General features: G+C 45.1%; 25 protein-coding genes. 3 read left to right on the top strand and 22 right to left on the bottom strand.

Going from position 1 to position 25377, the window contains the following annotated elements; translation table 11 throughout:
- Positions 1-46: 46 nt before the first annotated feature.
- The 8 genes from R7Z77_RS15665 to htpX all read right to left on the bottom strand — a co-directional run bounded on the left by R7Z77_RS15665 (position 47) and on the right by htpX (position 6643).
- Positions 47-550: a hypothetical protein gene (locus R7Z77_RS15665; protein ID WP_318136734.1), complete on the bottom strand. Its 504-nt coding sequence runs from the start codon at positions 548-550 to the stop codon at positions 47-49.
- Positions 510-1022, bottom strand: coding sequence for a DUF2878 domain-containing protein (locus R7Z77_RS15670; protein ID WP_005378203.1), 513 nt, complete (start codon positions 1020-1022; stop codon positions 510-512). Before R7Z77_RS15670 ends, R7Z77_RS15665 begins: the two co-directional genes overlap by 41 nt.
- 6 nt (positions 1023-1028) lie before the next feature.
- Positions 1029-2285, bottom strand: coding sequence for an SAM-dependent methyltransferase (locus R7Z77_RS15675; RefSeq protein ID WP_213967364.1), 1257 nt, complete (start codon positions 2283-2285; stop codon positions 1029-1031).
- Positions 2279-3097 carry a DUF1365 domain-containing protein gene (locus tag R7Z77_RS15680; protein WP_064353793.1) on the bottom strand — a complete coding sequence of 273 codons (819 nt, stop codon included), beginning with the start codon at positions 3095-3097 and terminating at the stop codon, positions 2279-2281. Before R7Z77_RS15680 ends, R7Z77_RS15675 begins: the two co-directional genes overlap by 7 nt.
- Before the next feature lies 1 nt (position 3098).
- Complete coding sequence (locus tag R7Z77_RS15685; RefSeq protein ID WP_017821708.1) at positions 3099-4409, bottom strand: NAD(P)/FAD-dependent oxidoreductase; 1311 nt, start codon at positions 4407-4409, stop codon at positions 3099-3101.
- A 12-nt stretch (positions 4410-4421) separates the two neighbouring features.
- Positions 4422-5147: an SDR family oxidoreductase gene (locus R7Z77_RS15690; protein ID WP_005378209.1), complete on the bottom strand. Its 726-nt coding sequence runs from the start codon at positions 5145-5147 to the stop codon at positions 4422-4424.
- Positions 5144-5563 (bottom strand): nuclear transport factor 2 family protein, encoded by a 420-nt coding sequence (locus R7Z77_RS15695; protein ID WP_005378211.1) that lies wholly within the window; start codon positions 5561-5563, stop codon positions 5144-5146. The genes R7Z77_RS15690 and R7Z77_RS15695 overlap by 4 nt, the downstream gene beginning before the upstream one ends.
- 210 nt (positions 5564-5773) lie before the next feature.
- Positions 5774-6643: a protease HtpX gene (gene htpX / locus R7Z77_RS15700; protein WP_005388085.1), complete on the bottom strand. Its 870-nt coding sequence runs from the start codon at positions 6641-6643 to the stop codon at positions 5774-5776.
- A 509-nt stretch (positions 6644-7152) separates the two neighbouring features.
- On the opposite strand from htpX, the gene R7Z77_RS15705 reads away from it, so the two are divergent.
- Positions 7153-7320: a hypothetical protein gene (locus R7Z77_RS15705; protein ID WP_005378215.1), complete on the top strand. Its 168-nt coding sequence runs from the start codon at positions 7153-7155 to the stop codon at positions 7318-7320.
- A gap of 81 nt (positions 7321-7401) precedes the next feature.
- On the opposite strand, the gene bioD is transcribed toward R7Z77_RS15705, so the two are convergent.
- The 4 genes from bioD to bioB are packed head-to-tail and all read right to left on the bottom strand — an operon-like array spanning position 7402 to position 11096.
- A complete protein-coding gene (gene bioD / locus R7Z77_RS15710) occupies positions 7402-8088 on the bottom strand; it encodes a dethiobiotin synthase (RefSeq protein WP_005378217.1) in 687 nt (228 codons plus the stop codon).
- Entirely contained in the window at positions 8085-8906 is an 822-nt protein-coding gene (gene bioC / locus R7Z77_RS15715) for a malonyl-ACP O-methyltransferase BioC (RefSeq protein WP_005388087.1), read from the bottom strand. The genes bioD and bioC overlap by 4 nt, the downstream gene beginning before the upstream one ends.
- Positions 8906-10057, bottom strand: coding sequence for an 8-amino-7-oxononanoate synthase (gene bioF / locus R7Z77_RS15720; protein ID WP_025631796.1), 1152 nt, complete (start codon positions 10055-10057; stop codon positions 8906-8908). Before bioF ends, bioC begins: the two co-directional genes overlap by 1 nt.
- The gene (bioB, locus tag R7Z77_RS15725; RefSeq protein WP_005495747.1) at positions 10044-11096 is read right to left on the bottom strand and encodes a biotin synthase BioB; all 1053 of its coding nucleotides are present in this window, start codon (positions 11094-11096) and stop codon (positions 10044-10046) included. The genes bioF and bioB overlap by 14 nt, the downstream gene beginning before the upstream one ends.
- A gap of 129 nt (positions 11097-11225) precedes the next feature.
- Here bioB and bioA point away from each other — a divergent pair, with 129 nt between their 5' ends.
- Entirely contained in the window at positions 11226-12506 is a 1281-nt protein-coding gene (bioA, locus tag R7Z77_RS15730; protein WP_064353791.1) for an adenosylmethionine--8-amino-7-oxononanoate transaminase, read from the top strand.
- Between the two features lie 69 nt (positions 12507-12575).
- On the opposite strand, the gene R7Z77_RS15735 is transcribed toward bioA, so the two are convergent.
- From R7Z77_RS15735 to lrp, 8 genes are all read right to left on the bottom strand, one after another.
- Complete coding sequence (locus R7Z77_RS15735; protein ID WP_045413777.1) at positions 12576-12842, bottom strand: DksA/TraR family C4-type zinc finger protein; 267 nt, start codon at positions 12840-12842, stop codon at positions 12576-12578.
- A gap of 137 nt (positions 12843-12979) precedes the next feature.
- Positions 12980-13420 (bottom strand): hypothetical protein, encoded by a 441-nt coding sequence (locus tag R7Z77_RS15740; protein WP_064353790.1) that lies wholly within the window; start codon positions 13418-13420, stop codon positions 12980-12982.
- On the bottom strand, positions 13414-14145 hold the full coding sequence (locus R7Z77_RS15745; protein WP_064353789.1) for a hypothetical protein: 732 nt from the start codon (positions 14143-14145) through the stop codon (positions 13414-13416). Before R7Z77_RS15745 ends, R7Z77_RS15740 begins: the two co-directional genes overlap by 7 nt.
- Positions 14146-14351: 206 nt before the next feature.
- Positions 14352-15659, bottom strand: a complete 1308-nt coding sequence (gene serS / locus R7Z77_RS15750; RefSeq protein WP_005437179.1) for a serine--tRNA ligase — start codon at positions 15657-15659, stop codon at positions 14352-14354.
- Positions 15660-15750: 91 nt separating this feature from the next.
- Positions 15751-17106, bottom strand: coding sequence for a replication-associated recombination protein A (locus R7Z77_RS15755; protein WP_017821702.1), 1356 nt, complete (start codon positions 17104-17106; stop codon positions 15751-15753).
- Positions 17107-17733: an outer membrane lipoprotein chaperone LolA gene (gene lolA / locus R7Z77_RS15760; RefSeq protein ID WP_064353788.1), complete on the bottom strand. Its 627-nt coding sequence runs from the start codon at positions 17731-17733 to the stop codon at positions 17107-17109. It abuts the gene before it with no gap.
- Between the two features lie 61 nt (positions 17734-17794).
- Entirely contained in the window at positions 17795-20842 is a 3048-nt protein-coding gene (locus tag R7Z77_RS15765) for a DNA translocase FtsK 4TM domain-containing protein (protein ID WP_213896052.1), read from the bottom strand.
- 152 nt (positions 20843-20994) lie between these two features.
- Entirely contained in the window at positions 20995-21489 is a 495-nt protein-coding gene (gene lrp, locus R7Z77_RS15770; RefSeq protein WP_005378234.1) for a leucine-responsive transcriptional regulator Lrp, read from the bottom strand.
- Positions 21490-21645: 156 nt separating this feature from the next.
- Here lrp and ald point away from each other — a divergent pair, with 156 nt between their 5' ends.
- Entirely contained in the window at positions 21646-22770 is a 1125-nt protein-coding gene (gene ald, locus R7Z77_RS15775; RefSeq protein ID WP_213967363.1) for an alanine dehydrogenase, read from the top strand.
- A 93-nt stretch (positions 22771-22863) separates the two neighbouring features.
- Here ald and R7Z77_RS15780 read toward each other — a convergent pair whose 3' ends face one another.
- Entirely contained in the window at positions 22864-24060 is a 1197-nt protein-coding gene (locus R7Z77_RS15780; RefSeq protein WP_213896053.1) for a methyltransferase, read from the bottom strand.
- A gap of 53 nt (positions 24061-24113) precedes the next feature.
- The gene (cysB, locus tag R7Z77_RS15785) at positions 24114-25088 is read right to left on the bottom strand and encodes an HTH-type transcriptional regulator CysB (protein WP_006742885.1); all 975 of its coding nucleotides are present in this window, start codon (positions 25086-25088) and stop codon (positions 24114-24116) included.
- Between the last annotated feature and the right edge of the window lie 289 nt (positions 25089-25377).

A 25377-nucleotide genomic window follows, 5' to 3' on the forward strand; every position in this document is an offset into this window, starting at 1 on the left:
CTACGATGATTAACTGATGTAACCGATCAGATCGTAACTTCCTGATTTAGTTCCATCGAATTACGCAACAAAGCCCTTGCACGTCCCCAACCTGCTTATAAAAAAGCTGACCAGATTTTCCATCTGTTAGATAAGTAAGCTCGTCACCTTTTTGAATATCAGGAAACATACGATCGAGCTCGCTGATCCAAGTTTTTCGATATGAGTCAGTAAAACCCAATTTCGCCCACTGCTCATCCGTCACATCAAGCAGCTGTTGCTTACTGATGTCTCTCTTGTAATTAATTTCCAACGCAAGGGGATGTGGCGATACGTCATCGCTTACGATGAACTTTCCATCAGGCGCTTTTAATCTTGAGTGATAAATATCGAAGATGAACCAAGTAAGTTGGGCTTCTCCAACAGTTTTCCATCCCTTCCAATTCGCAATGTTGCTTGCGGCTTCGCTGTTTCCAACAGGTTGAGCTTGCAGAGCAAAAGAGCCAGTTACTATTACCAACGCAAGCAGCCTAGTCAGTCTCTGAGTTAAGTCTCTCTTCAAGCTTTTCATTTCCGTACACCTTGAGTATCAAGAGCATCATGACGCACCATTCGACAAACAACATTGCCAGTGTAGCTCCAGTGCTAAATCCAAATTCAACGGCTTGGAGCTTATAGCCAGCAAAGTAGCTCGCTGTTCCTCCGAGTCCGCCTATTATTGATACGTAGGTTTTTGGGAAACGGTACAAAATTGACTTAAGTTGATAGGCATACCAAGAAAACAAAACCCACAAGCATAATAACCAGACTGGCAGCCATGGGGTTGGAAAGACAAATACCGAGAGTTGTTGATTGAGCGTATCAAGCACGAGCCCGCTCGTGACGATCACACCAATACTTTTGAGCGAAGATGCATCGCTTTTCAGACAGTATAGTAGGGTTGCCAAAGTAAGGAATAACGTCACCCATTGCCATTGATAGGTTCCAAGCACCGCTGCAAACCAGCAGAGTTGGAACCATGTCGAAGCAAGAAATACCTTCATAACGAACTACGGGCGTTGAAACGTCATGTGAACTGCACTGATCGTGCGAGCCAAAAAGCCACCTTCACAGTAGCTCAAATAGTAGCGCCACATACGCACAAAGCGGTCGTCGTAGCCAAATGAGCGCACTTCACCCTCTGCTCGATTAAAACGTAAGTGCCATTCGTTCAGCGTCTTGGCGTAGTCCAAACCAATATCGAACAAGTCTCGCGTCACTAAGTCACTGTATTTTGTTGTGGCTTGGGTTAGTGAGGTTACCGACGGCAAAAAACCACCCGGGAAAATGTACTTTTGGATAAAGTCGACGTTGTTGCTGTAGTAATCGTAACGCTGATCGGCAATCGTAATCGCTTGAATCGCCATCACGCCACCGGACTTTAATAAAGACTCACAGACCTTAATGTACGAAGGCAGGAATTGTTTGCCCACAGCTTCAATCATTTCAATAGAAACGAGCTTGTCATAAGTTCCGGTTAGGTTTCGGTAATCTTCTTTGAGTAGAGTGATTTTGTCTTCTAAGCCACGCTCTTTGATTTTTTGCTCCGCGTACGCGTGTTGCTCTTCAGATATCGTTGTTGTGGTGACCTGACAACCGTATTGTTCTGCCATGTAAATCGCCATAGCGCCCCACCCAGTGCCAATTTCAACAACATGATCAGTGGGCTTCAGCTCAAGTTGCTGACATAGACGATCCATTTTGTTGATTTGAGCCTGCTCTAGAGAGTCATCCGCATGATTGTAAAGCGCCGACGAGTACAGCATATTGGTGTCAAGGAACGCTTCGTATAGGTTGTTACCCAAGTCGTAATGCGCATGGATATTTTTACGTGAGTTCTCTTCAGAGTTTCTGTTTGACCAATGGCTGAACTTGTACAGTATTTTAGTCAACCAACTGCCTTGCTCTTCGAGTTTATCTAGAGCACGCATGTTAAGGGCCATCAGCTTCATTAATGAGGTTAAATCGGGGCTATCCCACCACCCATCCATATAAGCCTCACCAGCAGCAATACTGCCGCCCTGCAAGATCCGTGAATAAAAGCCTGGATGTTTTACCTCTATAGTAGCGACAACAGGTTGACCACTGTACTCCCCATTTGGCGCACTAAGACGCTCGCTTCGCTCTGTCGTTTCCGTCTTAAAACTTTCAATAACTGTTAAGCAGCCGATTTCCATTTTTTGCAGACATTGAAAAATAACTCCGCGAGCCGCTTTTTGCGTTGTCGTCAATTTACGCGGCAATGTCATAGAACTAGTATTTAACATGCAGAATTCTCCTTGTGCTTTTTATTTTTTTTGTCTGTTTTTTCAATATCGGCTTCTATTTCTTCATGCGTTGAATATTTAGGATGAGAATAAAAAGGTGCGCCTTTCACCCAAAGTTTTAATGCGTGCCAATAAATACCAACCATTACTTTTACCGTTTGTATTGGTGTAACGATCAAACACCTCAATAAGGTTTTGCTTGAAAGTGGCTTAGCTTTCATAACCATGGTGGCATCAAAGTGTTTCTCTCCTTTGTGACATTCAAGATGAATATTCAACTTGTCTGTCAAAGGCTTAATTCTCCAGCGGTAGAGTTGGTCAATCGGGTTGAATGGTGAAACATGGAATGCTTTATCTTGTTCCCAACCAAACTTTTCTTCTTCTTTATCTGCTGACACCACGTAGTAATGTCGTTCATTCCAAGGAGTGTTACTCACCTCTGCGAGGAGATACTTCCATTCTCCTTCCGTGTTATAAACGTAGTAGAAATTAACGGGACTGAAATAAAGTCCTAGATAACGCAAGTGACAGACTGCGATTACCTTGCCGGTACAGCGAACACCTGTCAGTTCTTCAATTTTGCTGTGCACTGCCGCCTTGACGCTACCTTCACCAATGTAATCACTGCGCTTGAAGCGAGCCCAATGCCACCAACGCGAACCAAAACCCCATACTTTTTTCTCTAAAGCATCGAGCTCGTCTACATCGATGGCGGGCATAAATAAAGAGTAGTTCAACTCATGATTCACAGGCGTGAATCGACGGTGACGAACGTTGCCTATAAACAATCGGCTGTTCATTTGGCTATCCATATCACGCTGCGCCTTTTTCGAAAGGAACCACATTTTGTTCGCGGTACTTTTCTTCTAGTTCTTTCACAACATCAAGCGCGCTACGCACGCCATCTTCATGAAAACCGTTGTACCAATAAGCGCCGCAGAACCAGGTACTTTGTTTGCCCTGTATCTCATCTTTGCGCTGCTGCGCTGCAATAGACTCAGTGGTGAATACTGGATGATAATAAGTGAACGAACGCAAGACTTTATTTGAGTTAATTTGCTCAGTACTGTTCAACGTTACACAAAACGTATGTTCTGATTGAATATGCTGAAGAATGTTCATGTTATAAGTGAGCGAAGGGAGGCGTTGCTGTTCCTCTTCACTGCCTTCCAATAGGTAGTTCCATGATGCCCATGCTGCCTTACGTTTTGGTAATACGGCAGAGTCGGTATGAAGAACAACTTCATTTGCTTGGTATGTCATATCCCCCAAGATTTCCTGCTCAATTGGGCTGATATCCTCTAGCATTCTCATTGCTTGATCACTGTGACAAGCAAAGATAACGTCATCAAACCAATGCGTTTCTCCGCGAACTTGAACGCCAACCCCTTTTTCGTTGCGAACCACTTTTTCGACAGGACTATTAAGACGAATATTCTCGGCAAAGCCTTTGGTCAATGGTGGAATGTATGAACGTGAACCACCTTTAATCACATACCATTGCGGTCGGTTAGTCACATCTAGCAGACCGTGGTTGAGGAAGAAACGTAAGAAGAACATAAGAGGGAATGCGCGCATGTCAGCTAAAGTCGACGACCAAATCGCAGCACCCATCGGTAAAATGTAGTTATCGGTAAAGAAAGCACTGAATTTGTGTTCGTCAAGGAACTCACCTAACGTCTGAGAGTGCGAGGATTGCTCGCTAGCGAAGCGCTTGGCAAGTTTATTGAAACGAAGTATCTCGAAGATAAATCGATAAAATTTGGGGTTTGCCCAGTTGCGTTTTTGAGCAAACAATGTCGACACTGTGTGGCCGTTGTACTCTAGTCCGTTCCCATCGTTTCTGACACTGAAGCTCATTTGAGTAGGCAGACCTTCAACGCCAATCTCGCTCATCATTTTAATGAAATTAGGGTACGTACGGTCGTTATAGACGATGAACCCAGTATCTATCGCGTATTCTTTACCGTCAAGGCTCACATCAACGGTTGCAGTATGGCCACCGATGTAATCGTTCGCTTCAAACAGCGTTACATCATGTTCTTTATGCAAGTAATAACCACAAGTAAGGCCAGAGATTCCCGTTCCCACAATCGCTATCTTCTTTCTTCCTGCTGTTTTCATTTTTATTCCTTCTTATGATACGAGTTTAGCAGTTAGGCGAGCTTGCCAACTGTATGGAAGTAACGAGATAAAACGTAAAATACTGGTAAATCTCGCTGGGAAATAGATATAGGTCTTGTTGGCGGCTAACTGCTTCCTGATAGAGTCCGACGCTTGCTGAGTAGAAATGATCATTGGCATTTCGAAGTCGTTTTTGTCAGTCAACGGCGTTTCAACAAAACCAGGAAACACCGTTACCACATTGATCCCTTTCTTTTTCAAGTCGACGGCGAGCGTGCGTGCAAAATAACTGACTGCCGCTTTGGATGCGCCGTAAGCTTCAGCACGAGGCAGTGCCACTTCTGATGCGATAGAGCCAACAATAACAATGCGGTGCCCTCTCTCTAAATGCACTTGGCAGCCTTCAACGCAGTTGGCAACACCGACAACATTTACGTTCATCACACGCGCCATGAGTTTCGCGTCGACCACTCCCTCATCCATGTACTCACAATCGCCTGCGTTAAAAACCCATGTGTTTGGCGTAAAGGGCAAATTAGAGAGCGCCTGCTGAGTTTCCTCATAATTTGTCACATCAAACTGCAATGTATGAATTTTGGAGGAAACTGCCTCCAGTTCTGCAAGAACATCTTGATTCCGACCACAAGCAATCACATTCCATTCTGAGTTCGCGTAATCTAGGGCAAGCTGTCTTCCTATTCCGGAGGTGGCGCCTGTGATTAAGATGGTGTTGTTCATTGTCCTAACCTCTGCTTGATGGTTTTAACGACTGAACCAAGTAACGGTAAATGCTCATAGAGCATCTCTCCGAGATCAAAATAGTCTCGGTGATAAATGACCTGACCTTCGCTAAATTTGAGGTGCGAAACACCATTGACGAGAATAGGCGCACCCTTCTGAAGTTTGGGATGCTGAAGGTCCATTGTCCAAGTTAGGAAGCCTGTATCTCCGACTTGTTGATGCTCATGGATTACAAAATCACAACTGATGACGTTGGCATATAATGAGGTGAAATAATCCGAAAGTGCTGGCCATCCTTCTAAACGATGCGCTGCGTCCTCAAATACTACATCTTGGTGATATATATCCTTAAGCAGATGTAAGTTCGCTTTGTTGAGCTTTTGATAGATATTGCCAACAGACTGTATGTCCATTTTTTACTCCTACACGCCCATTAAGTTGTACAAAATTATTATATGTACAAGATAGTTCATTCCACCAAAGTTGTACAAAAATAATTTTGTATAACTTTATTTCTGTAAGTAGTACGTGATGAAGTTCGCACGCGATCAATCGGCGAAAAAAAAAGGCTTGGTCAAAACCAAGCCTTTTCAGCAGATTAACAATTATTTAAGTAGGAACAATTAGTATTGCTGGCCTCGCAACGCTGCAATACGTTTATCTAGCGGAGGGTGGCTCATTAGTAGCTCAGTCAGCGACTGCTTGCCGTTGATACCAAATGCCATCATGGTGCCATCCAGTTGAGATTCATGACTCACCTTCAAACGCTCTAGAGCCGCAATCATTTTTTCTTTGCCAACGAGGCGCGCTGCACCTGCGTCCGCGTGGAATTCGCGATGACGGCTGTACCACATAGTCAAGAAGCTAGCTAGGAAACCAAATACCAGTTCAAGCACCATGGATACGCCAAAGTAAACCATCATATTTGTACCTTGGCCTTCTTCATCATCGTTCGACGCCACGATATTGGCAATAAAGCGTGATAGGAAGATAACAAACGTGTTCACGACACCTTGCATCAACGTCATCGTGACCATATCACCATTTGCAATATGGCTCACTTCGTGTGCAAGTACTGCCTCTGCCTCATCACGAGTCATATTGTGTAAAAGACCAGTAGAAACTGCGACAAGAGAGTCATCTCGTTTTGCACCAGTCGCAAATGCATTGATATCTGGTGAATCATAAATAGCCACCGTTGGCATACCAATACCCACTTGTTGAGCTTGACGACCCACAGTTTCGACTAACCAATGCTCCGTTTCGTTGCGCGGGCTTTCAATGACCATACCACCAACCGAGCGTAGCGCCATACCCTTTGACATCATCAACGAAATAAATGCGCCACCAAAACCAAATACAGCAGCCATTACAAGTAAACCTGACAGACTGCCTGGTTGCATTCCAGTTACAGCGTAAACAATATTCAGAACAACACTAAGCACTAGCACGACAGCTAGGTTAGTTGCTAGGAATAACATAATTCGCTTCATTACTTTTCTCCGAGGAAGCTTATCGTTTTTTTAAAACGGATTGTTATAAGGAACAAATGGTAATCGCTATAAAAGCCAATTCCGTTGATTTTCATGTTCCGTGCGTTATAGATATAGTCTATCCGCGATAAAAACAAGGTTAAGCAATAAATTGCAACATTTGTTTTCGGGACTGAAATATTTGATTCAAGCGATTTCAAAACATGCTTTGGTAGGAGCTGGAACCTCCGTTCATATACATTTATCAAAATGATGAAATAAGCTCTGAGCTACTCATCATCTATTGATAGATGATCTTGGTGTTAAATCTATCACCTCTTAGCAACTTAGCTAGAAATTTTTTAATAGACCAAAAACAGTACGTTAGCTCTGCTATAGACTTTGGTCTTATTGTGCGGCCACATGGACATGCTAAATTCGAATGAGATGAACAAAACAGAGCCACTCTAAGTACATTGCAAAAAGTGCATTGGGTGAGTTCAAAAACTCCATGTATTGAGGGAAAAACCATGGTAGAAACTAACGACTATCAAATGGCTATTGATTTACTACGTTGTCACCTAGGCATCTCAGAGGACGAGGCAAAGCAACAACTTGGTATTTCAACCGATCATCATATGTCTCAGCGTGTTGCAGAAACACAACAAGCATTGATGGGGCTCAGCCAAGATAAGTAATCTGACTTTTTAGGTTACACCAACAAGAAAGGGCTGCATTGCGCAGCCCTTTGGGTTTTTAGTCTTTTATCCTAAACACCATTAGTCAGTGTTTAGCAACGGCTCTACATTAATGTACTTGCCTAGCTCTTTGCGTTTAGCACTTGGAATATATGGAATTTCCCCAAGCTTAGGTGCATCGATACGTGCTTCTAGCATCTCGATAATGTCAGCGTAGTGCTCTGTGCCAGGGTTGACGCGGTTTGCCACCCAGCCAACAAGATTCAAACCATCCGCTTTAATACTCTCCGCTGTGAGTAAAGCGTGGCTCAAACAGCCTAATTTAATGCCAACCACCAGTACAACAGGTAACTGCTCTTCTTTTACCCATGTAGATAAACAGTCCGTATCGGATACTGGCACACGCCAGCCTCCAGCACCTTCAACGAGAACAACATCGGCTTGCTGCTTATGTTGAGCCAGTTTTTGACTCAGAACATCGTAACTTATTTCGACATGTTCATGCTTCGCTGCAATGTGGGGAGAAGCAGGCAACTCTAAAGCGTATGGGTTCACATCATCATAGGCCACATCGAGTGTTGCGGCGTCTTGTAAGTGTAAAGCATCAGAGTTACGCCATCCGGCTTCAGTCTTGTCACTCCCTGCTGCCACTGGCTTATAACCAATAGTGTTTAGTCCTTTTGCAGCGATCGCTTGCAAAATGGCTTTAGACGCTACCGTCTTTCCAACATCAGTATCCGTACCAGCAATAAAAAAAGCATCAATCATAGATGTATTACTCCAAAACAAACCTGATAACTTGCAGGTAGAAGACCTTGATCGTTTTTAAACGCTTGGTACGCATGCTCAACTTTTAACAAAGTCTCGCGACTAGTTAAACCGTGTGAGCGCCCGCTTACGTGATTTGCACCTATACCTTTGAGGTCACGCATAACTGAAAATGCAGAGTCATACCAAACTGTGATGGTGGTCAAGTCTAGTTGATGGCTGTCACATCGAGATTGCGCTAACGCAATTTTTACCTGATTGAGCGTTAGAAAGTTATTGACGTGTTGATATGCATCAATTTTTTCCCATGATGCACGCAGCTCATACAGTGATCCATCAACCAGTGTAGAGAACCACGCTTTCCCACCATTTTTTAGCACGCGGCGCACTTCTTTTAGTGGGTAACTTAAATCTGTACACCATTGCAGCGCTAAACTTGAAAACACGTAATCGAAGCTATCATCGTCAAATGGTAAGTTTTCAGCATCAGCAACTTGGTAATGCATTCGTACTGCACCACAACGCTGCTCTGCTTTATCTAACATGGCTTGAGAGATATCGCCGCAGACTACTTCCGCACCACGTTGTTGAAGTAGTTGGGAGAAATAACCCGTGCCACAACCTAAATCCAATACACGTTTTCCCGTCAAGTTTTCAGGAAGTTTATCAAGCAGCTGATGCCCGACATCACGTTGAAAAGCCGCATGTTTATCGTATGTTTCTGCTGCTTTACCAAACGAAGAGGCAATCGCGTCTTTATCTTGATGGAAACTCTCTAACGCGAGCGTTTGCGCTAATGCGGTAGTTGCATTATCCATTACAGCGCTCCTAATGCTTGTTTCAATGCGATTGAAAGCGTTTTAACTTGTTCTGTACTATGGTTCGCAGTGAGCGTGATACGAAGGCGTGAGGTACCTTTCGGAACGGTTGGTGGACGAATCGCGGTGACCCATATGCCATTTTGTCGACAAGCGTTCGCAACCTGCAAAGCAAGTTCTGATTCGCCAATCACAAATGGCTTGATCGGGGTATCTGTTTCAACAAAGCCATCCAGATCGCTTAGATTCGTTTGATAAACCTCATTTAGCTCCGCCAGCTTTTCGCGTCGCCAAGACTGCTCTTGAATCATAGAAACCGCATGTGTCAACGCGTAGGCCTGCGCAGGTGGCATTGCTGTTGAATACACATGGTGACGAGCAAACTGGGTCAAAAAGTCACCCGTTGCTTGGTCACACAAAATCGCCGCACCGGACATGCCAAACGCTTTACCGAAGGTCACGACTAAAATCTCTGGTTTGACATTAGCAAGTTCACAAGAGCCTCCACCCGATTCGCCGAGCACGCCAATACCGTGAGCGTCATCCACTGCTAACCATGCTTTACGTAAGCGAGCTACTTCCGCAATGTCTTTCAACGGCGCGCAATCGCCGTCCATGCTGAAGACACCTTCAGTCACGACCAGATGATTGCCTTCATTAGTAAACAGCGTTTCTAAATGCTTAATGTCGTTGTGCTTAAAACGCTTCATTTTCGCCGTTGACAGTGCCCCTGCTTCCATCAAAGATGCGTGGTTTAATCGGTCTTGAATCAATACGTCTGATTTTTCTAGCAGGGTAAAAAGCAACGCTTGATTAGCACTGAAACCAGAACCAAATAATACCGCCCTCTCGAAGCCCAGCCATTCAGTTAACGCCGCTTCTAAGTTGCAGTGCGCAGCACTGAAGCCAGTCACCATGGGTGATGCCCCACTGCCACTGCCATAAACGCTCAGACCTTGCTGCCAAGCACGTACAAGCGCTTGATCATTGGCTAAGCCTAAATAATCGTTGCTTGAGAAGTTGATGTAGCGTCTGCCATCATGTTCTAAAATCGATTGGTTTCCGGCAAATACCACATTCATTGAACGATTCAACCCTTGCGCTTTACGAGCAGAAAGAGCAGATTCGATTCGAGATTTAAACGCTGGCATCGTAGAAAAGATCGTCTTTAGTTGGACGTGCAGCAACGCGCTCTACCACGCGATCCAGCAATTCGTTTTCTTCGATTTCATCAGGTTTTTGAGACACTTCTTGGCTGTTAATACCCAGCTTCTTAAACAGCATCATGTCTTTGTCTTCAGAAGGGTTTGGGGTCGTTAGAAGTTTGCAGCCGTAGAATACTGAGTTTGCACCTGCCATAAAACACAGCGCTTGCATCTGTTCGTTCATGTTTTCGCGACCAGCAGACAAACGCACAGCCGATTGAGGCATCATGATTCGTGCGATCGCAATCAGACGGATAAAGTCAAATGGCTCAACATCGTCCACAGTCTCCAGCGGTGTGCCCTTCACTTTTACCAGCATATTGATTGGTACGCTCTCAGGGTGTGTAGGAAGATTCGCCAATTCAACCAGCAAACCTGCACGATCGTTGGCACTTTCACCCATGCCGATGATACCGCCAGAACAAATCTTCATACCAGCATCACGAACGTGAGACAGCGTATCCAAACGGTCTTGGTAAGTACGAGTGGTAATGATGTTGCCGTAGAACTCAGGCGACGTATCTAGGTTGTGGTTATAGTAATCCAGACCCGCGTTTGCCAGCTGCTTCGCCTGCTCTGGCGTTAACATACCTAACGTCATACACGTTTCCAAACCCATGTCTTTTACGCCTTTGATCATATCGGTCAAATGCGGCATGTCGCGCTCTTTCGGGTTCTTCCACGCTGCGCCCATGCAGAATCGCGTCGAACCTGCATTTTTCGCTTTTTGAGCAGCGTCGAGTACACGTTCGACTTCCATCAGACGCTCTTTTTCGATGTCTGTGGTGTAACGAGCGCTCTGAGGACAGTACTTACAATCTTCTGGACAAGCACCCGTCTTAATCGACAGAAGCGTGCTTACTTGAACATGGTTAGTTTGTTGGTATTGACGATGAACAAGCTGCGCTTCAAATAGGAGATCCATGAATGGCTTTTCCATGAGATCGCGCACTTCAGCATGCGTCCAGTTATGACGAACTTCCACGTGTATTCCTTTAATCACTTTTTTGTTGTGTTGACAGTCTACTTAGTCTCGATAAACTGTCAACACAACAAGAAACAATAAAGTTTACATTGGTTTGTTTTTTAATCTCAACAGCTATTGGAATAGAACATGGATCTCGCCTTCGACCGCCATCACATCTGGCATCCTTACACTTCAACGTTGACACCTCTGACCTGCTACCCAGTGGCCTCAGCAAATGGTGTACACATTAAATTGGAAGATGGGGCAGAGCTTGTCGATGGCATGTCTTCTTGGTGGTCGACTATCCACGGCTATAACCATCCCCACCTAAATCAAGCGGCGCACCAGCAAATCGATCAAGTGTCACATGTCATGTTTGGCGGGATTACCCACCAGCCTGCAATTAGTTTGTGTAAGAAGTTGCTGTCCCTCGCACCAAATAACCTTGAGCATGTATTCCTTGCCGATTCAGGTTCCGTTGCCGTAGAAGTTAGCTTAAAAATGGCTCTGCAATATTGGCATGCGAAGGGCGAACGCCGACCGAAGTTTCTGACTTTGCGCCACGGTTATCACGGTGACACCTTTGCAGCCATGTCGGTTACCGATCCTGATAACTCAATGCACTCTCTCTACAAAGGCTTTTTGCCTGAGCATATCTTTGCGGAGTCACCAACCTGTGGTTATTGGGATGAATGGAAGCCAGAAGACCTTACCGACTTCGAGCACAAGATTGAGACTCACCATAAAGAACTTGCTGCGGTGATCCTAGAGCCTATCGTTCAAGGCGCAGGCGGCATGCGTATCTACCATCCAGAATTTCTCAAAGGCGTGCGTAAGCTTTGCGACAAATACGGCTTGTTATTGATTGCAGATGAGATCGCTACCGGTTTTGGACGTACCGGCAAATTGTTTGCCTGCGAACATGCAGATATTCAACCAGACATTCTGTGTGTTGGGAAAGCACTCACTGGAGGCTACATGACCCTCTCTGCGACCCTCGCGAGCAAACACGTAGCAGACACCGTTTGTGGCGGTGATGCAGGTTGTTTTATGCATGGCCCAACGTTTATGGGTAACCCACTTGCCTGTGCTGTTGCCACTGCAAGTTTGGAATTGATTGAGCAAGGTAACTGGCAACAGCAAACCCAACAAATCGAAGCGTTGTTTTCTGAGTTACTACCAAAACTTGAAGAATACGACTTGGTGAAAAACACCCGTTGGTTGGGTGCTATTGGCGTAGTGGAGACGCATCGCCCTGTGAATATGGAAGCCATCCAAGCCTTGTTTGTTGAACACGGAGTTTGGATTCGTCCATTTGGTAAACTGATTTATATGATGCCGCCCTTCATAAGCAAGCCGGAAGATATTGAGAAACTAGTTAACGCGATTGATGCAGCGTTGCAACGTAAAGACTGCTTCGCTTCATAGTTCAATTCAACATGAAAACGGTTTGAGTATGAGACTCAAACCGTCTCGTTATTTATTAGAGCAGTAAAGTTATCGGAGTTGACTGTCTTTACTCGCTCGTCTATTGAACAATGCTTGGCGTTGAGATACCAATTCGATTGTTGACTGACATTCGATACACAGACGAACGCCTTTCATTGCAAGACGACGCGCTTCCGGAATCTCATCACCACACTCATCGCAATAATGGGCGCTCTCACCCTTTGTGATACTGCCACGAACACGGAAAATCTCGTCGTCTATTGTGTTTTGAATTTGTTGGCTGACGCTATCGTCGTTTGCCCACCCTACGGCCATAAGCCCTCCTCGTTACTTGAATGAGAAAATCTACTTACCGTGGTAAGGTGGATGATTATATCGATTACAAATAACAAGATAATTAGGGTAAATTCGAAAACACTATTACGTTTTAGTAATAATTACTCTGTAATCGATTATTCGGCGCTCTCATGGAAAAGCAATGCAAGGTTACTCATACTCCCTTCCTCGCATTCAAAATACTGCGTTTGCTCAGGCTCTCTCAAAGTAACACTGAGTATCTTCTCTACCTCACCAAACTCCTCGTTAAAGTACTCACTGACTAATATGACGCGCTCACCAATACTAAATTCCAGTGACTTCTCATCTACCAACGCTCGATGGTAATGTTTGAAACGATAATCTTGAGGTTTGATCCGCAGTAAAACTGGGCTTTGATTCACAGTGGACTTATTAAAGGTAAGCTCGCCTTTGACGTGTTCTATCGAAATACTAAAGTTCATAGTTTGGTTTACCGAACATTCAAAGACTTTTCTGGGTAAGGTGCTAGCAACCGCAAACGTGCTCATCATAGCAACACTTAAACCCCAAGTGACCGCCAATCGTTTCATTACCATTCTGCCAACACTATAAATAGCGCTTGCTCAGACATACGGGTTAATACATATCCGTGTGAAGATGAATACGAGCCACTGAGTACACTATTCTCTTTCTCAATAACGATATCCTCGATGCCGTCAGCGTTGTAATCACCTTTTGCTACAATCGTAATGACTTGAAAACCATCGGTCGCGTCGAAGTACTCTGCTCTCACTTCACTGGAGACATGAGTTCTCTGGATATGGTCTGCTTCATCCCACGTTGATAGTGCCTTTGCTTTCTCCGCACTTTCGTCAGAAATAACAAAAGCAAGCGCACTTGGGGCTAAATTAGGAAAGTTATCGTCTAACTTAAATTTCGATATAAATGAGCGCTTGGAGGCGGCTAACTTTGCCATCTCACTCCATGTTTGACACTGAGTTAAATACGCTTTAAACGCACCGTATTCATAAGCTTTAGCCGCAGTAAAACCCTCTGAACTTGCATTAGCTAAGTCTTGGCAATTCGATACCAATTTTTCTTTGTCAGGCGCACGTCTCAATTCAAGTTCATAGCCCCAATAGAGCGAGTTACGAAGTTGCATATTTTCTTTGGAAGGTTTCGCTACTTCGCGCGCGAAAAAGCGGTCTGTTCGCTCAGTATCTAAGTATTGAGGTGGGATAAGTTCGCTTGCGACAACCCTACCGAAAACGAGCAAGGTAAGCGCAAAAATAACACGTAATAAAAGATGATTTAATGGCATAACGTTTAACAACAAAGACAAATGAGGACGTTAGCTTGTCACGTGAAAAACCGCTTAGAAAAATATTATTTATCTCCTACTGCCAGATTCTGGGCGAGCTCGTCACTAATGCGTGTGCTAATTACATTACAACGTATTTTCACTCGACGCAGATAACAAAAAACCCAGCACTAAGGCTGGGTTTTGGTGTTCTAGTGGTTAATGAATTAACCGATGTGCGTTGCGCCCGCCATGTACTTCTGAAGTACTGTAGGGATTGCAATGCGGCCGTCTGCTTCTTGGTTGTTTTCTAGGATAGCAACCATTGTACGACCTACAGCTAGACCAGAACCGTTTAGCGTGTGTACAAGCTCAGGTTTCTTCTCGCCTTTACGACGGAAACGCGCTTGCATACGACGAGCTTGGAAGTCCCACATGTTAGAACATGAAGAGATTTCACGGTAAGTTTCTTGAGCAGGAACCCAAACTTCTAGGTCGTAAGTCTTACGAGCGCCGAAGCCCATGTCACCTGTACATAGAACCACTTTACGGTAAGGAAGCTCAAGAAGTTGTAGAACTTTCTCAGCGTGACCTGTTAGCTCTTCTAGTGCGTTCATTGAATCTTCTGGCTTAGTGATTTGTACTAGCTCAACTTTGTCGAACTGGTGCATACGAATCAGACCACGAGTGTCACGACCGTAAGAACCCGCTTCTGAACGGAAACATGGCGTGTGAGCTGTCATCTTTATTGGTAGATCCGCTTCGTCAGAAATCGTGTCACGAACTAGGTTCGTTACAGGCACTTCTGCAGTAGGGATTAGAGACAGTTTACGTGGCTCTTCGTCGTTTACTTTTTCTACTAGCGGCTCAGTGTGGAAAAGATCTTTACCAAACTTAGGAAGCTGACCAGTACCGAATAGGCTGTCAGAGTTTACTAGGTAAGGTACGTACATTTCTGTGTAGCCGTGCTCTTCAGTGTGAAGATCCAGCATGAACTGAGCGATTGCACGGTGTAGACGAGCAAATTGGCCTTTCATCACGATGAAACGTGCGCCAGTGATCTTAACTGCACTTGCGAAGTCTAGACCGTCGCCCATTTCGCCTAGGTCAACGTGATCTTTCAGTTCGAAGTCGTAAGACTTTGGCTCACCCCAACGAGAGATTTCAACGTTGTCGTTTTCATCTTTGCCATCTGGTACTTCGTCTGCTGGGATGTTTGGTACAGAAAGCGTGAACTCGTCTAGTTGAGCCATTACTTGCTCAAGTTCAACTTTCTTCGCATCAAGATCGCTACCTAGCGTACCGATTTGTTTCTTGATCTCTTCTGCGCCTTCTTTGTCGCCAGCCGCCATTTTTTGGCCGATTTGCTTGGAGATGGAGTTACGCGTGGATTGTAAATTTTCTACTTCTACTTGAATGGACTTACGTTGTTCTTCAAGTTTACGAATAGTATCTACGTCTAGCTTAAAGCCACGACGCGCCAGTTTAGCAGCTGTTTCATCCAGCTCTGTACGAAGTAATTTAGAATCCAGCATTGTTAATCCTATGCTTTTTGTTGTGAAATCACGCGCACTTTCCAAGCGTACGCGTTAAAAAAATTTACTGAACAAATGTATCCAAAAACGCCTACTTTTCATAGCGCTTTTGTGGGCTATTTGCGTCTAAAGTAGCCAAGTAATCTAACTTTTCGCCGATTTTGGTCTCCAGACCACGATTTGTCGGCTGATAGTACCTACGATCGCCCATTTCAGGCGGCAAATATTGCTCACCTGCTGCGTAAGCACCAGGCTCATCGTGAGCATAACGATACTCAGCCCCATAACCCATGTCTTTCATCAAACTGGTTGGCGCATTTCGAAGGTGATGCGGCACTTCATATTCAGGTAAGTTATGAGCGTCCGCTAGCGCTTGTTTCCAAGCAACGTAAACGGCATTACTCTTTGGAGCGCACGCGAGATAAACAATAGCTTGAGCAATCGCACGTTCACCTTCTGCTGGACCAACGCGTGTAAAACAGTCCCACGCGGAGAGTGCCACTTGCATGGCTCTAGGGTCCGCATTGCCGACATCTTCCGATGCTATCGCAAGTAATCGACGGGCAATATAAAGAGGATCACAACCCGCAGCAATCATACGTGCAGCCCAGTAAAGCGCCGCATCTGGGTTAGAGCCACGAATGGATTTGTGGACCGCAGAGATTAAGTCATACCAGATATCACCTTTGTTATCGAAGCGAGAGACTTTCTCCCCTGCCACTTCAGCCAGCAACTTAAGCGTGATCTCTTTTTCACCTTGCGCATTGTCTTCTGCCATGTCGTAGAGCAGCTCAAGATAATTGAGAGACATGCGAGCATCACCGTTGACCAGTTCTGCTAGGCGGTCTAATACGTTATCAGCGAAATGTGCGGGTGTATTGCCCAAGCCACGCTCTTTGTCACTGATCGCTTGATTCAGCGCCAGTGAGATTTCATCTTTATCGAGAGACGTTAGCTTGTAGACACGTGCACGTGACAGCAATGCGTTGTTTAACTCAAACGATGGGTTTTCTGTCGTCGCACCAATAAAGGTAACCGTGCCATCTTCGATATGCGGTAAAAACGCGTCTTGTTGAGATTTGTTGAAGCGATGCACCTCATCCACAAATAAGATGGTGCGGCGACCCGCCATTTTGTTCTCACGTGCTTTCTCGATTGCAGCACGGATTTCTTTCACACCAGACGTTACGGCAGACACACGCTCTACTTCAGCATTGGCGTAGTTTGCAGCCACTTCCGCTAATGTCGTTTTGCCTGTACCTGGTGGTCCCCAAAGGATCATAGAGTGAATGTGACCCGCCTCTAGCGCACGGCGCAGTGGCTTACCAGGGCCTAAAATGTGCTGCTGTCCAATATATTGCTCGATCGTTTCCGGTCTCATACGAGCAGCAAGGGGACGAAAATCTTCGTCCCCCGAGAAATCTAATGTGTAATTACTCACTACCAATTAATTCCTTTGGTCATCCACTTCCACACCTTTTGGAATTGTGAATGTGAATCTGTCTGCTTTTGGTTTACCCAGCTTCACGTTGTTAAAGGTGAACAAACCTTTTTGGCCGTCTTGCTCAACCACATTGAAGCCTTTCACCACACCTTTGGCATCAATATTAATCTGGAATTGACCTTGTGTGGAGTCTACTGCAGTAGGAATGAGAGTGAACTGGTCACCTTTTTGAGATATTTTGTAGTTATTCCAATCACTTGCTCGGTTACGCGTTAGCAAAACAAATGGCGTTTGCTCTGTTGCTTGCTCTTGCCAGTAGATGCTCACTTGCTCGATGAATGGGCTGTAGTACCACAATGTCTTACCGTCAGAGACCAATAGGTTCTCATCAGGGAATGTTGTACTCCAACGGAACAGGCTTGGGCGGGCAATTTCAACCGTACCTTCTCCTTCCATAACCGTTTCGCCTTCAGGGCTGATAACCTGCTGAGAGAAATCTGCACTAAAGCCATCATTCATAGAAAGACGTTTGTTTAATTCATCTTTAGGAGATGCTGCGTGTGCAGTAGAGAAGAGGGAAAAGCTTAAAACAAGCGCGGAGAAAAGTTTCGCTGAACATAGTTTTTTCATTCAGATACCTATTATTAGAACCACTCACCTCAGTTGGACTGAGGTGAGTAACACAAGTTCATTAATCTTTTGGTGGCGCAGGTGCCAGTACTTCACGGTTACCGTTATGACCCGGAGCACTTACGATGCCCTGCGCTTCAAGCTGCTCTATAATACGGGCGGCACGGTTGTAACCTATCTTAAATCGGCGCTGAACACCGGAAACCGAACCTCGACGTGATTGAACCACGTGCTCAACAACTTGATCGAAGAGCGGGTCTACATCTTCATCCGCTTCCATTTGCTCACCTGGCAATAGACTTTCTGGAGTTTGATCTCCACTGATGATCTCTTCAATGTAGTTCGGTTTACCACGCGCTTTCCAGTTGTTTACAACAGCATGAACATCATCATCTGATGCAAATGCACCGTGAACACGAGTTGTATGACTTGATCCCGGCGGTAGATACAACATATCACCCATACCAAGTAGTGATTCTGCGCCGCCTTGATCTAGGATTGTACGAGAGTCCGTTTTAGTCGATACCGTAAACGCAACACGAGTTGGGATGTTCGCTTTAATTAGACCGGTAATAACGTCAACCGATGGACGCTGAGTCGCAAGAATTAAGTGAATACCTGCCGCACGCGCTTTTTGCGCCAAGCGAGCAATCAGTTCTTCAACTTTCTTACCTACCACCATCATCAGGTCAGCAAATTCGTCAACAACAACAACGATGTAAGGCAGCTTTTCTAGCAATGGCGGTTCAGTATCCATGCTGTCGCCTTCCTGCCAGAACGGGTCATGGATTGGGTGGCCCGCTTCTGCTGCCATCTTCAATTTTTCGTTGAAGCCCTTCACATTACGTACACCTAATGCCGACATCAATTTGTAACGACGTTCCATCTCGCCCACACACCAACGTAGAGCGTTTGATGCGTCTTTCATATCAGTCACAACTTCAGAAAGAAGATGAGGGATACCTTCATAAATAGAAAGCTCTAGCATTTTCGGGTCAATCATGATGAAGCGTACATCTTCTGGACCTGCTTTATACAGCATGCTCAAAATCATCACGTTCACACCCACCGACTTACCAGAACCTGTTGTACCTGCTACTAACACGTGAGGCATCTTCGCAAGATCTGCCACCACAGCTTCGCCCGCAATGTCTTGACCTAACACAACCGTTGTTGGTGACGTTGCTTGCTCAAACTGAGGGCTACTGATGACATCAGATAAATAGACCGTCTGACGACTCATATTTGGCAGTTCCAAACCGATGTAAGGCTTGCCAGGGATTACTTCCACAACACGTACCGCCATCGCAGACAATGCACGCGCTAAGTCAGTTGAAAGACCAGAAATACGACTTACTTTCACCCCCGGCGCCAAATCAAGCTCAAAACGAGTGATCACTGGTCCAGGATAAATACCAACCACATCGGCTTTGATTTTGTAGTCAGCGAGTTTGCTCTCTACCAATCGAGCGACCTGCTCTAGCGCATCACGGTCGATAAAGTTTTCACGTTTTTCTGGATGATAAAGCAACTCGAGCGTTGGGAGTGGCTCTTCCGGAACTGGCAAATTTTCTTCTTTCTGTACCAAAAATGGGTTCTGTGTTGCAGCGACTTTGGCTTGCGCATTGGAAACCATATCTTGGAATGCTGTAACGTCTTGGTCGTTGTCTTGGATCTCTTCTACTTCCACTTTTTGAGGTGCAGGTTCAAATGTTGTTGAAGGTGTTGCTGCTTGCTGATGAGGCGTTGTTGGCTGTACTTGCTGTGCAGGCTGAGACTCCACTTCGTCTTCATCATCTAACACATCAAAGTCAGAGATCGTAGGCTCAATATGTTGGCTCGACTCTGTTTGAGCCGTGATGCTACCTAATACAGCAGAATCAATTGCAGGCTCTTCATGTACAGGATGCTCTATACTTGGCTGCTGTACTTGCTCTGCTTCAAATTGTTCGTACTCCGCATAATCTGGTTCAACACTGATCGGTTCTTCTGTAGCTGTATGTGGCTCTACATAGGAAGAGTAAGTGTTTGCAAATGATGGGGCTGCCTGTTCTTCAGTTCCCCAGTCATCTGCTTGTTGCGCCGCTGCTTCAAGCTCTTCTATCGTAACATTCAGTTGCTTGGTGCGTTCCAAGAGCGGATCAACGTTATCCGTGTTAACCGTATGGATAGGTTGTATTTGAGGCTCAGGTTCAGAATAAACTGGCGCAGCATTAACCGTAGCCTTGCGTTGTGGTGGCGTCGGTTCTACCATCGCCTGTTCCGCAGGCTTATCAGGTTTCGCTTGCGGCATATAAATAGGATACTCATGCGCTGGCGCCGGCTCTTTCGGTTCATCGACATCGTACGCCGTTAAATGAGGAAGCGGCTCATCATCAATTTCATGGTCTACATTATGTTTAGGCGTAGAGACTTTATCTTCTACAAACTCATCAAGCTGAGGTTCTAAAACTTCCTGCTCTGAACCTCTTGCCTTATTTGCAAGCGCGGCAATTAGTGCTAACGCACGATCACCAAGCCATTCCACGATGTTAAGCCATGAGATGCCAGTGAAGAGCGTAAAGCCCGCTCCCCACAAGAACAGCAGTACCAATGTGGTACCGAGTACATTCAATGTAGGTAAAGCGAGGCTAGACAACACATCCCCGACCACACCTCCGGATGAAAAATACCAAATGTCATCAAAATTAATATCGGCAAGACCGCAACTGGTCATAATAAGGACGACAAGACCGAGCAGCCTTGTACCCCATAGCATGAAATCAATTGGCTCATCTTCTCCTCGTTTACGGCAAATCACCCATGCAGCCGCCGCTAGCAAGAAAGGGATTGGGTAAGCGAGAGAGCCAAATGTGAAGAATAGAGTATCGGCTAGCCAAGCGCCGAAAAGGCCACCAGCATTATCGATATCCCCTCCCCATGCGGTTTGGGACCAAGAAGGATCGGCCGGACTGAAGGTAAATAGTGCAACCGCAAGCAATACCGAGCTAAGAACGCCAACGATAAAGCAGCACTCTTTTAAGCGTTGGAAGCCATTTAAGCGTGAAGACTGGGGCTCTTCACTGGTTTTGATAATGGTTTCGACTTTCTTTGCGTTCTCTTTGAACATAAATCAACTTGAATATGGAAATGAAATAGGAAATTGCAAAACATTCCGAGCGGCATCAAGCCGCTCGGTAAATTGATTTAACCATATCAAGGAGAAAAACCCAATTACTCTCTGGCGAAAGCGGAAGCATATACCGCTTTCTTTGCAAGAAATTAACGAGTTTTGATCACAAGCTGGTTAGATTGTTTCACTTCTTCCATAACAACGTATGTGCGAGTGTCATTTACGCCAGGTAGACGTAGTAACGTATCGCCCAATAGTCGGCGGTAAGCACCCATATCTGATACACGGGTTTTAAGAAGATAGTCAAAGTCACCTGAAACAAGATGACACTCTTGTATGTCGTCTAGCTTTTGAACAGCTGAGTTAAACTGCTCAAACACATCCGGCGCACCACGGTTTAGCGTAATCTCAACGAATACTAACAGTGATGCATCCAGGAACTGCGGATTCAATAATGCAGTATACCCTGTGATATAACCCTGACGCTCTAAGCGACGTACACGCTCCAAACATGGCGTTGGAGAAAGTCCCACACGTTTTGAAAGCTCAACGTTTGAAATACGACCGTCTTTCTGCAGCTCATTAAGAATGTTGCGGTCGATACGGTCTAGTTCCTTGGACGGCTTTTTATAGTTGTCTGCCATTTTTTATTCCACCTTATTACTTCCTTGCAAAAAAATATACTACAACTTTTTAATATTTGGTGCCAAATTTTACAAATCTATAACTATACTAGTTATTAATTCGACAATAACACCCTACTAACAGTTAATACAACCATTATAGAAAGAGGATACAGGATGATCATTGGCGTACCTACGGAAATCAAGAATCACGAATATCGTGTTGGTATGATCCCAGCTAGCGTGAGAGAACTCATCTCACATGGTCACCAAGTTTTAGTTGAGACCAATGCAGGTGCCGGCATTGGTTTTTCAGACGATGATTACATCGCTGTCGGCGCATCCATTCTCCCTCATGCTGCTGACGTATTTGCGCAAGCAGACATGATTGTAAAAGTAAAAGAACCCCAAGCAGTAGAGAGAGCAATGCTCCGCGAAGGGCAAATTTTATTTACTTATTTACACCTAGCACCAGATTTTCCACAAACTGATGAGCTAATCAAGAGCAAAGCTGTCTGTATAGCCTATGAGACTGTAACAGATAATATGGGTCGTTTGCCACTGTTAGCACCAATGTCAGAAGTGGCAGGTCGGATGTCTATCCAAGCTGGTGCGCAAACGTTGGAAAAATCGCACGGCGGTCGTGGTCTGCTCCTAGGCGGCGTACCTGGTGTTGAACCTGCAAAAGTCGTTATCGTTGGTGGTGGCGTTGTTGGTGCAAACGCTGCTCGTATGGCGGTTGGCCTTCGCGCTGACGTCACTATTCTAGACCGTAACGTAGACACACTTCGTAAGCTTGACGAAGAATTCCAAGGTCGCGCAAAAGTGGTTTATTCTACTGAAGACGCTATCGAGAAGCATGTTCTAGAAGCGGACCTTGTTATCGGTGCCGTTCTAATTCCTGGCGCAGCAGCACCTAAACTGGTCACTAAAGAGCACATTGCTAAGATGAAGCCTGGTGCGGCAGTGGTTGACGTGGCAATTGACCAAGGCGGTTGTTTCGAAACTTCGCACGCGACAACTCACGCAGATCCAACTTACATCGTTGATGAAGTGGTTCACTACTGTGTAGCAAATATGCCTGGCGCAGTTGCTCGCACTTCAACATTTGCACTCAACAACGCTACACTTCCATACATCGTGAAGTTAGCAAATAAAGGCTACCGCGAAGCACTTCTAGAAGATAAAGGCTTCCTTGAAGGTCTAAACGTTATTCACGGAAAAGTAACGTGTAAAGAAGTAGCAGAAAGCTTTGACTTGGAATACGTTGAACCAACTCAAGCTATCGCTATGTTTAATTAATGACAAAATAAAACATAACTTGTCACGTTTTGTTTACAAAAGCCCACTCATAAGTGGGCTTTTTCATATAGAGCGTTTGGCTATAAAGAATAACTAAATCTTATATGCACAAATTAAAATATTTCTAGGCGTGACCGATTTAGGGCAAAACTCTGACAATCTAACACGGTAACCACGTTCTTCAAGATAAAGCACTTTGTCTAATGCGAGCCAGACCTCCAACGGACGTTGAAAAACAAGTTGCACTAAGCTCATTCTCTCCATTTGCCAGAAGCGTTGTTCGCTTAACTTTTCAAAATGAGAGAAATCGATTTCTTGAGGAAGAACAATGCCTTTTTGCTCCGCTGCCCAGCGACATAAAGATTCAAAACCATCACTTAATTGCGACTTACGGATACTCGGCACAGGCTGATACTCTGCCATTCCCAAAGCTTGTCGCGTGATCAAATCAAACCCAAGACGAAACATCATTTCCTGCTGACGATGACGACGCACGCGCTCTCCTCCTGTCACCGTTTGTTGTAATGGGATACGCAGTTCTTGCTTAGACAATGAGAGAGAAGAAGCCCTGCCCGATTCCGACATCGGCTGGTATTGTTCCGACTGAATCAAGTGGTAACAACAAGGTGATATGGTCATCGCAGCAACCCCATTTTCACTGCCGTACTGCATTAGACGAACGTGAAGGTCACCGCATGCATGCAGTGCTACTGCGTGTTGCGTTGGCTTAAACACGGCTTTCGCTTTGCTATCAAACGCGTCGCCTTGAATAAACGTCATCTTCCAATGATGTTCATTGGCTGCTTGTTGCCCCGAATCGCACAGTGCTTGTTGGTATTCAAAGCTGGTTACAGGCTGATCGGTTTGCGTTGTCAGGATTCGCCCCAAGTAACCTTTACCTGAGCACCATTCTAGCCATTCTTCGCCACAGTGTTGTTGAATTGCAGCTTCACCCATCGAGCTAATTTGCTCCAACTTACGTCCCGGAATACCGTTATCTAAACCACGAGCGAGTTCCAAGCCTTTTAAAGCTAGCGGTTCTATGCGAGTGAGTTCTGAAAGTTGTTCAAGTTCAGGCAAAAACGGACTAAGTGCTTTTAAGGCAAGCTCCGGTTCCGCTTTGTATTCTTCAATTTGGGAGGGAGAAAGAGACGCCAACCACTGGCACAACTGAGGATGTTGCTCTTGCCAAGGCAATGATGCGTGAATGCTGCTTTTAAACGGCTCGAATCGCCACAAAGATTGGTTTTCGATTAAGCAGTCATTAATAAATTGAAATTGCGTTTTCATAGCTCCCCCTACAACGAGCGCATTGTAGAGGGAATCGAAACATCAATGAAGTGTTATCTGACCGGAAGCTCGATGTCTTTAAACATCTCTTCGATTTCTGCATTAGACTTCAACGAAATCGCCTGCTCAACCACTGGACGCGTTAAGTGCGGTGCAAAACGCTCCATAAAGTCGAACATGTAAGAGCGAAGGAAGGTACCACGACGGAAGCCAATGCTCGTTGTGCTTGCGCCAAACAAGTGGCTTGCATCAATCGCAACCAAATCGCTGTCTTGTTCTTCATCAACTGCCATGCTCGCAATCACACCAACACCGATACCCATACGAACGTAAGTTTTAATGACGTCTGCATCAGTTGCAGTGAACACCACTCGCGGGGTTAAACCTTCGCGGTTGAATGCTGTATCCAGCTCTGAACGGCCAGTAAAACCGAACACGTAAGTGACTAATGGGTAAGCGGCAAGATCACTGATCGTTACTTTGTCTTTCTTCGCTAGTGGGTGGTCTTTAGGCACAACTATTGAACGATTCCAGTGATAACAAGGCAGCATGATGGCATCTTGATATAAGTGAAGCGCTTCTGTCGCAATCGCAAAATTCGCTGTGCCTTTAGCTATCGCCTCAGACATTTGTGACGGTGTACCTTGGTGCATGTGTAACGACACTTTTGGATAACGAGAAGTAAAACCTTTGATGACATCTGGCAGTGCATAACGAGCCTGCGTATGTGTCGTGGTGATATTCAGCGTCCCCATTTCTGGATGGGTGTGCTCTCCAGCCACCGCTTTGATACTTTCTACACGAGCGAGAATTTCTTGAGAGATACGTACAATTTCTTCACCAGCTGGCGTCACTTGCGTTAAGTGCTTACCGCTACGTTCAAAAATCTGAATGCCTAACTCATCTTCCAGCAACCGAACCTGTTTACTGATACCTGGCTGAGAGGTATATAAGCTTTCCGCCGTTGCAGATACATTCAGATTATGGTTTACAACCTCAACAATATACTTCAGCTGCTGCAGTTTCATCGTAATCCCTTACTTATTCATGAGAGAGTTTATTGGCCACTCAAGCGAGCGATATAATAATTAGTTATAACGCGTTCAAATCGAAATGAACAGCAATTTCTAACTTATACCTCAATCACATACTAATAATCTTCAAGAAAGAAACAATATGCACAAAGTTGAGCCAATAAATGACCGAAGTTTTATGATGTGACTTCTATCAGTAACTAAAACGTGGGAGAGACAAAATAATCAAACAAATAAGGTGCCGAGTAAGATAAGATTCATGTATTCTTTAACGCTAGCCGCA

It is taken from the genome of Vibrio sp. 1401 (genome assembly GCF_033340295.1).

Bases quoted from the DNA above. Each gene is read 5' to 3' on its own strand.
- R7Z77_RS15665 (WP_318136734.1), bottom strand. From the start codon at position 550: ATGAAAAGCTTGAAGAGAGACTTAACTCAGAGACTGACTAGGCTGCTT.
- R7Z77_RS15670 (WP_005378203.1), bottom strand. From the start codon at position 1,022: ATGAAGGTATTTCTTGCTTCGACATGGTTCCAACTCTGCTGGTTTGCA.
- R7Z77_RS15675 (WP_213967364.1), bottom strand. From the start codon at position 2,285: ATGTTAAATACTAGTTCTATGACATTGCCGCGTAAATTGACGACAACG.
- R7Z77_RS15680 (WP_064353793.1), bottom strand. From the start codon at position 3,097: ATGGATAGCCAAATGAACAGCCGATTGTTTATAGGCAACGTTCGTCAC.
- R7Z77_RS15685 (WP_017821708.1), bottom strand. From the start codon at position 4,409: ATGAAAACAGCAGGAAGAAAGAAGATAGCGATTGTGGGAACGGGAATC.
- R7Z77_RS15690 (WP_005378209.1), bottom strand. From the start codon at position 5,147: ATGAACAACACCATCTTAATCACAGGCGCCACCTCCGGAATAGGAAGA.
- R7Z77_RS15695 (WP_005378211.1), bottom strand. From the start codon at position 5,563: ATGGACATACAGTCTGTTGGCAATATCTATCAAAAGCTCAACAAAGCG.
- htpX (WP_005388085.1), bottom strand. From the start codon at position 6,643: ATGAAGCGAATTATGTTATTCCTAGCAACTAACCTAGCTGTCGTGCTA.
- R7Z77_RS15705 (WP_005378215.1), top strand. From the start codon at position 7,153: ATGGTAGAAACTAACGACTATCAAATGGCTATTGATTTACTACGTTGT.
- bioD (WP_005378217.1), bottom strand. From the start codon at position 8,088: ATGATTGATGCTTTTTTTATTGCTGGTACGGATACTGATGTTGGAAAG.
- bioC (WP_005388087.1), bottom strand. From the start codon at position 8,906: ATGGATAATGCAACTACCGCATTAGCGCAAACGCTCGCGTTAGAGAGT.
- bioF (WP_025631796.1), bottom strand. From the start codon at position 10,057: ATGCCAGCGTTTAAATCTCGAATCGAATCTGCTCTTTCTGCTCGTAAA.
- bioA (WP_064353791.1), top strand. From the start codon at position 11,226: ATGGATCTCGCCTTCGACCGCCATCACATCTGGCATCCTTACACTTCA.
- R7Z77_RS15735 (WP_045413777.1), bottom strand. From the start codon at position 12,842: ATGGCCGTAGGGTGGGCAAACGACGATAGCGTCAGCCAACAAATTCAA.
- R7Z77_RS15740 (WP_064353790.1), bottom strand. From the start codon at position 13,420: ATGGTAATGAAACGATTGGCGGTCACTTGGGGTTTAAGTGTTGCTATG.
- R7Z77_RS15745 (WP_064353789.1), bottom strand. From the start codon at position 14,145: ATGCCATTAAATCATCTTTTATTACGTGTTATTTTTGCGCTTACCTTG.
- serS (WP_005437179.1), bottom strand. From the start codon at position 15,659: ATGCTGGATTCTAAATTACTTCGTACAGAGCTGGATGAAACAGCTGCT.
- lolA (WP_064353788.1), bottom strand. From the start codon at position 17,733: ATGAAAAAACTATGTTCAGCGAAACTTTTCTCCGCGCTTGTTTTAAGC.
- R7Z77_RS15765 (WP_213896052.1), bottom strand. From the start codon at position 20,842: ATGTTCAAAGAGAACGCAAAGAAAGTCGAAACCATTATCAAAACCAGT.
- lrp (WP_005378234.1), bottom strand. From the start codon at position 21,489: ATGGCAGACAACTATAAAAAGCCGTCCAAGGAACTAGACCGTATCGAC.
- ald (WP_213967363.1), top strand. From the start codon at position 21,646: ATGATCATTGGCGTACCTACGGAAATCAAGAATCACGAATATCGTGTT.
- R7Z77_RS15780 (WP_213896053.1), bottom strand. From the start codon at position 24,060: ATGAAAACGCAATTTCAATTTATTAATGACTGCTTAATCGAAAACCAA.
- cysB (WP_006742885.1), bottom strand. From the start codon at position 25,088: ATGAAACTGCAGCAGCTGAAGTATATTGTTGAGGTTGTAAACCATAAT.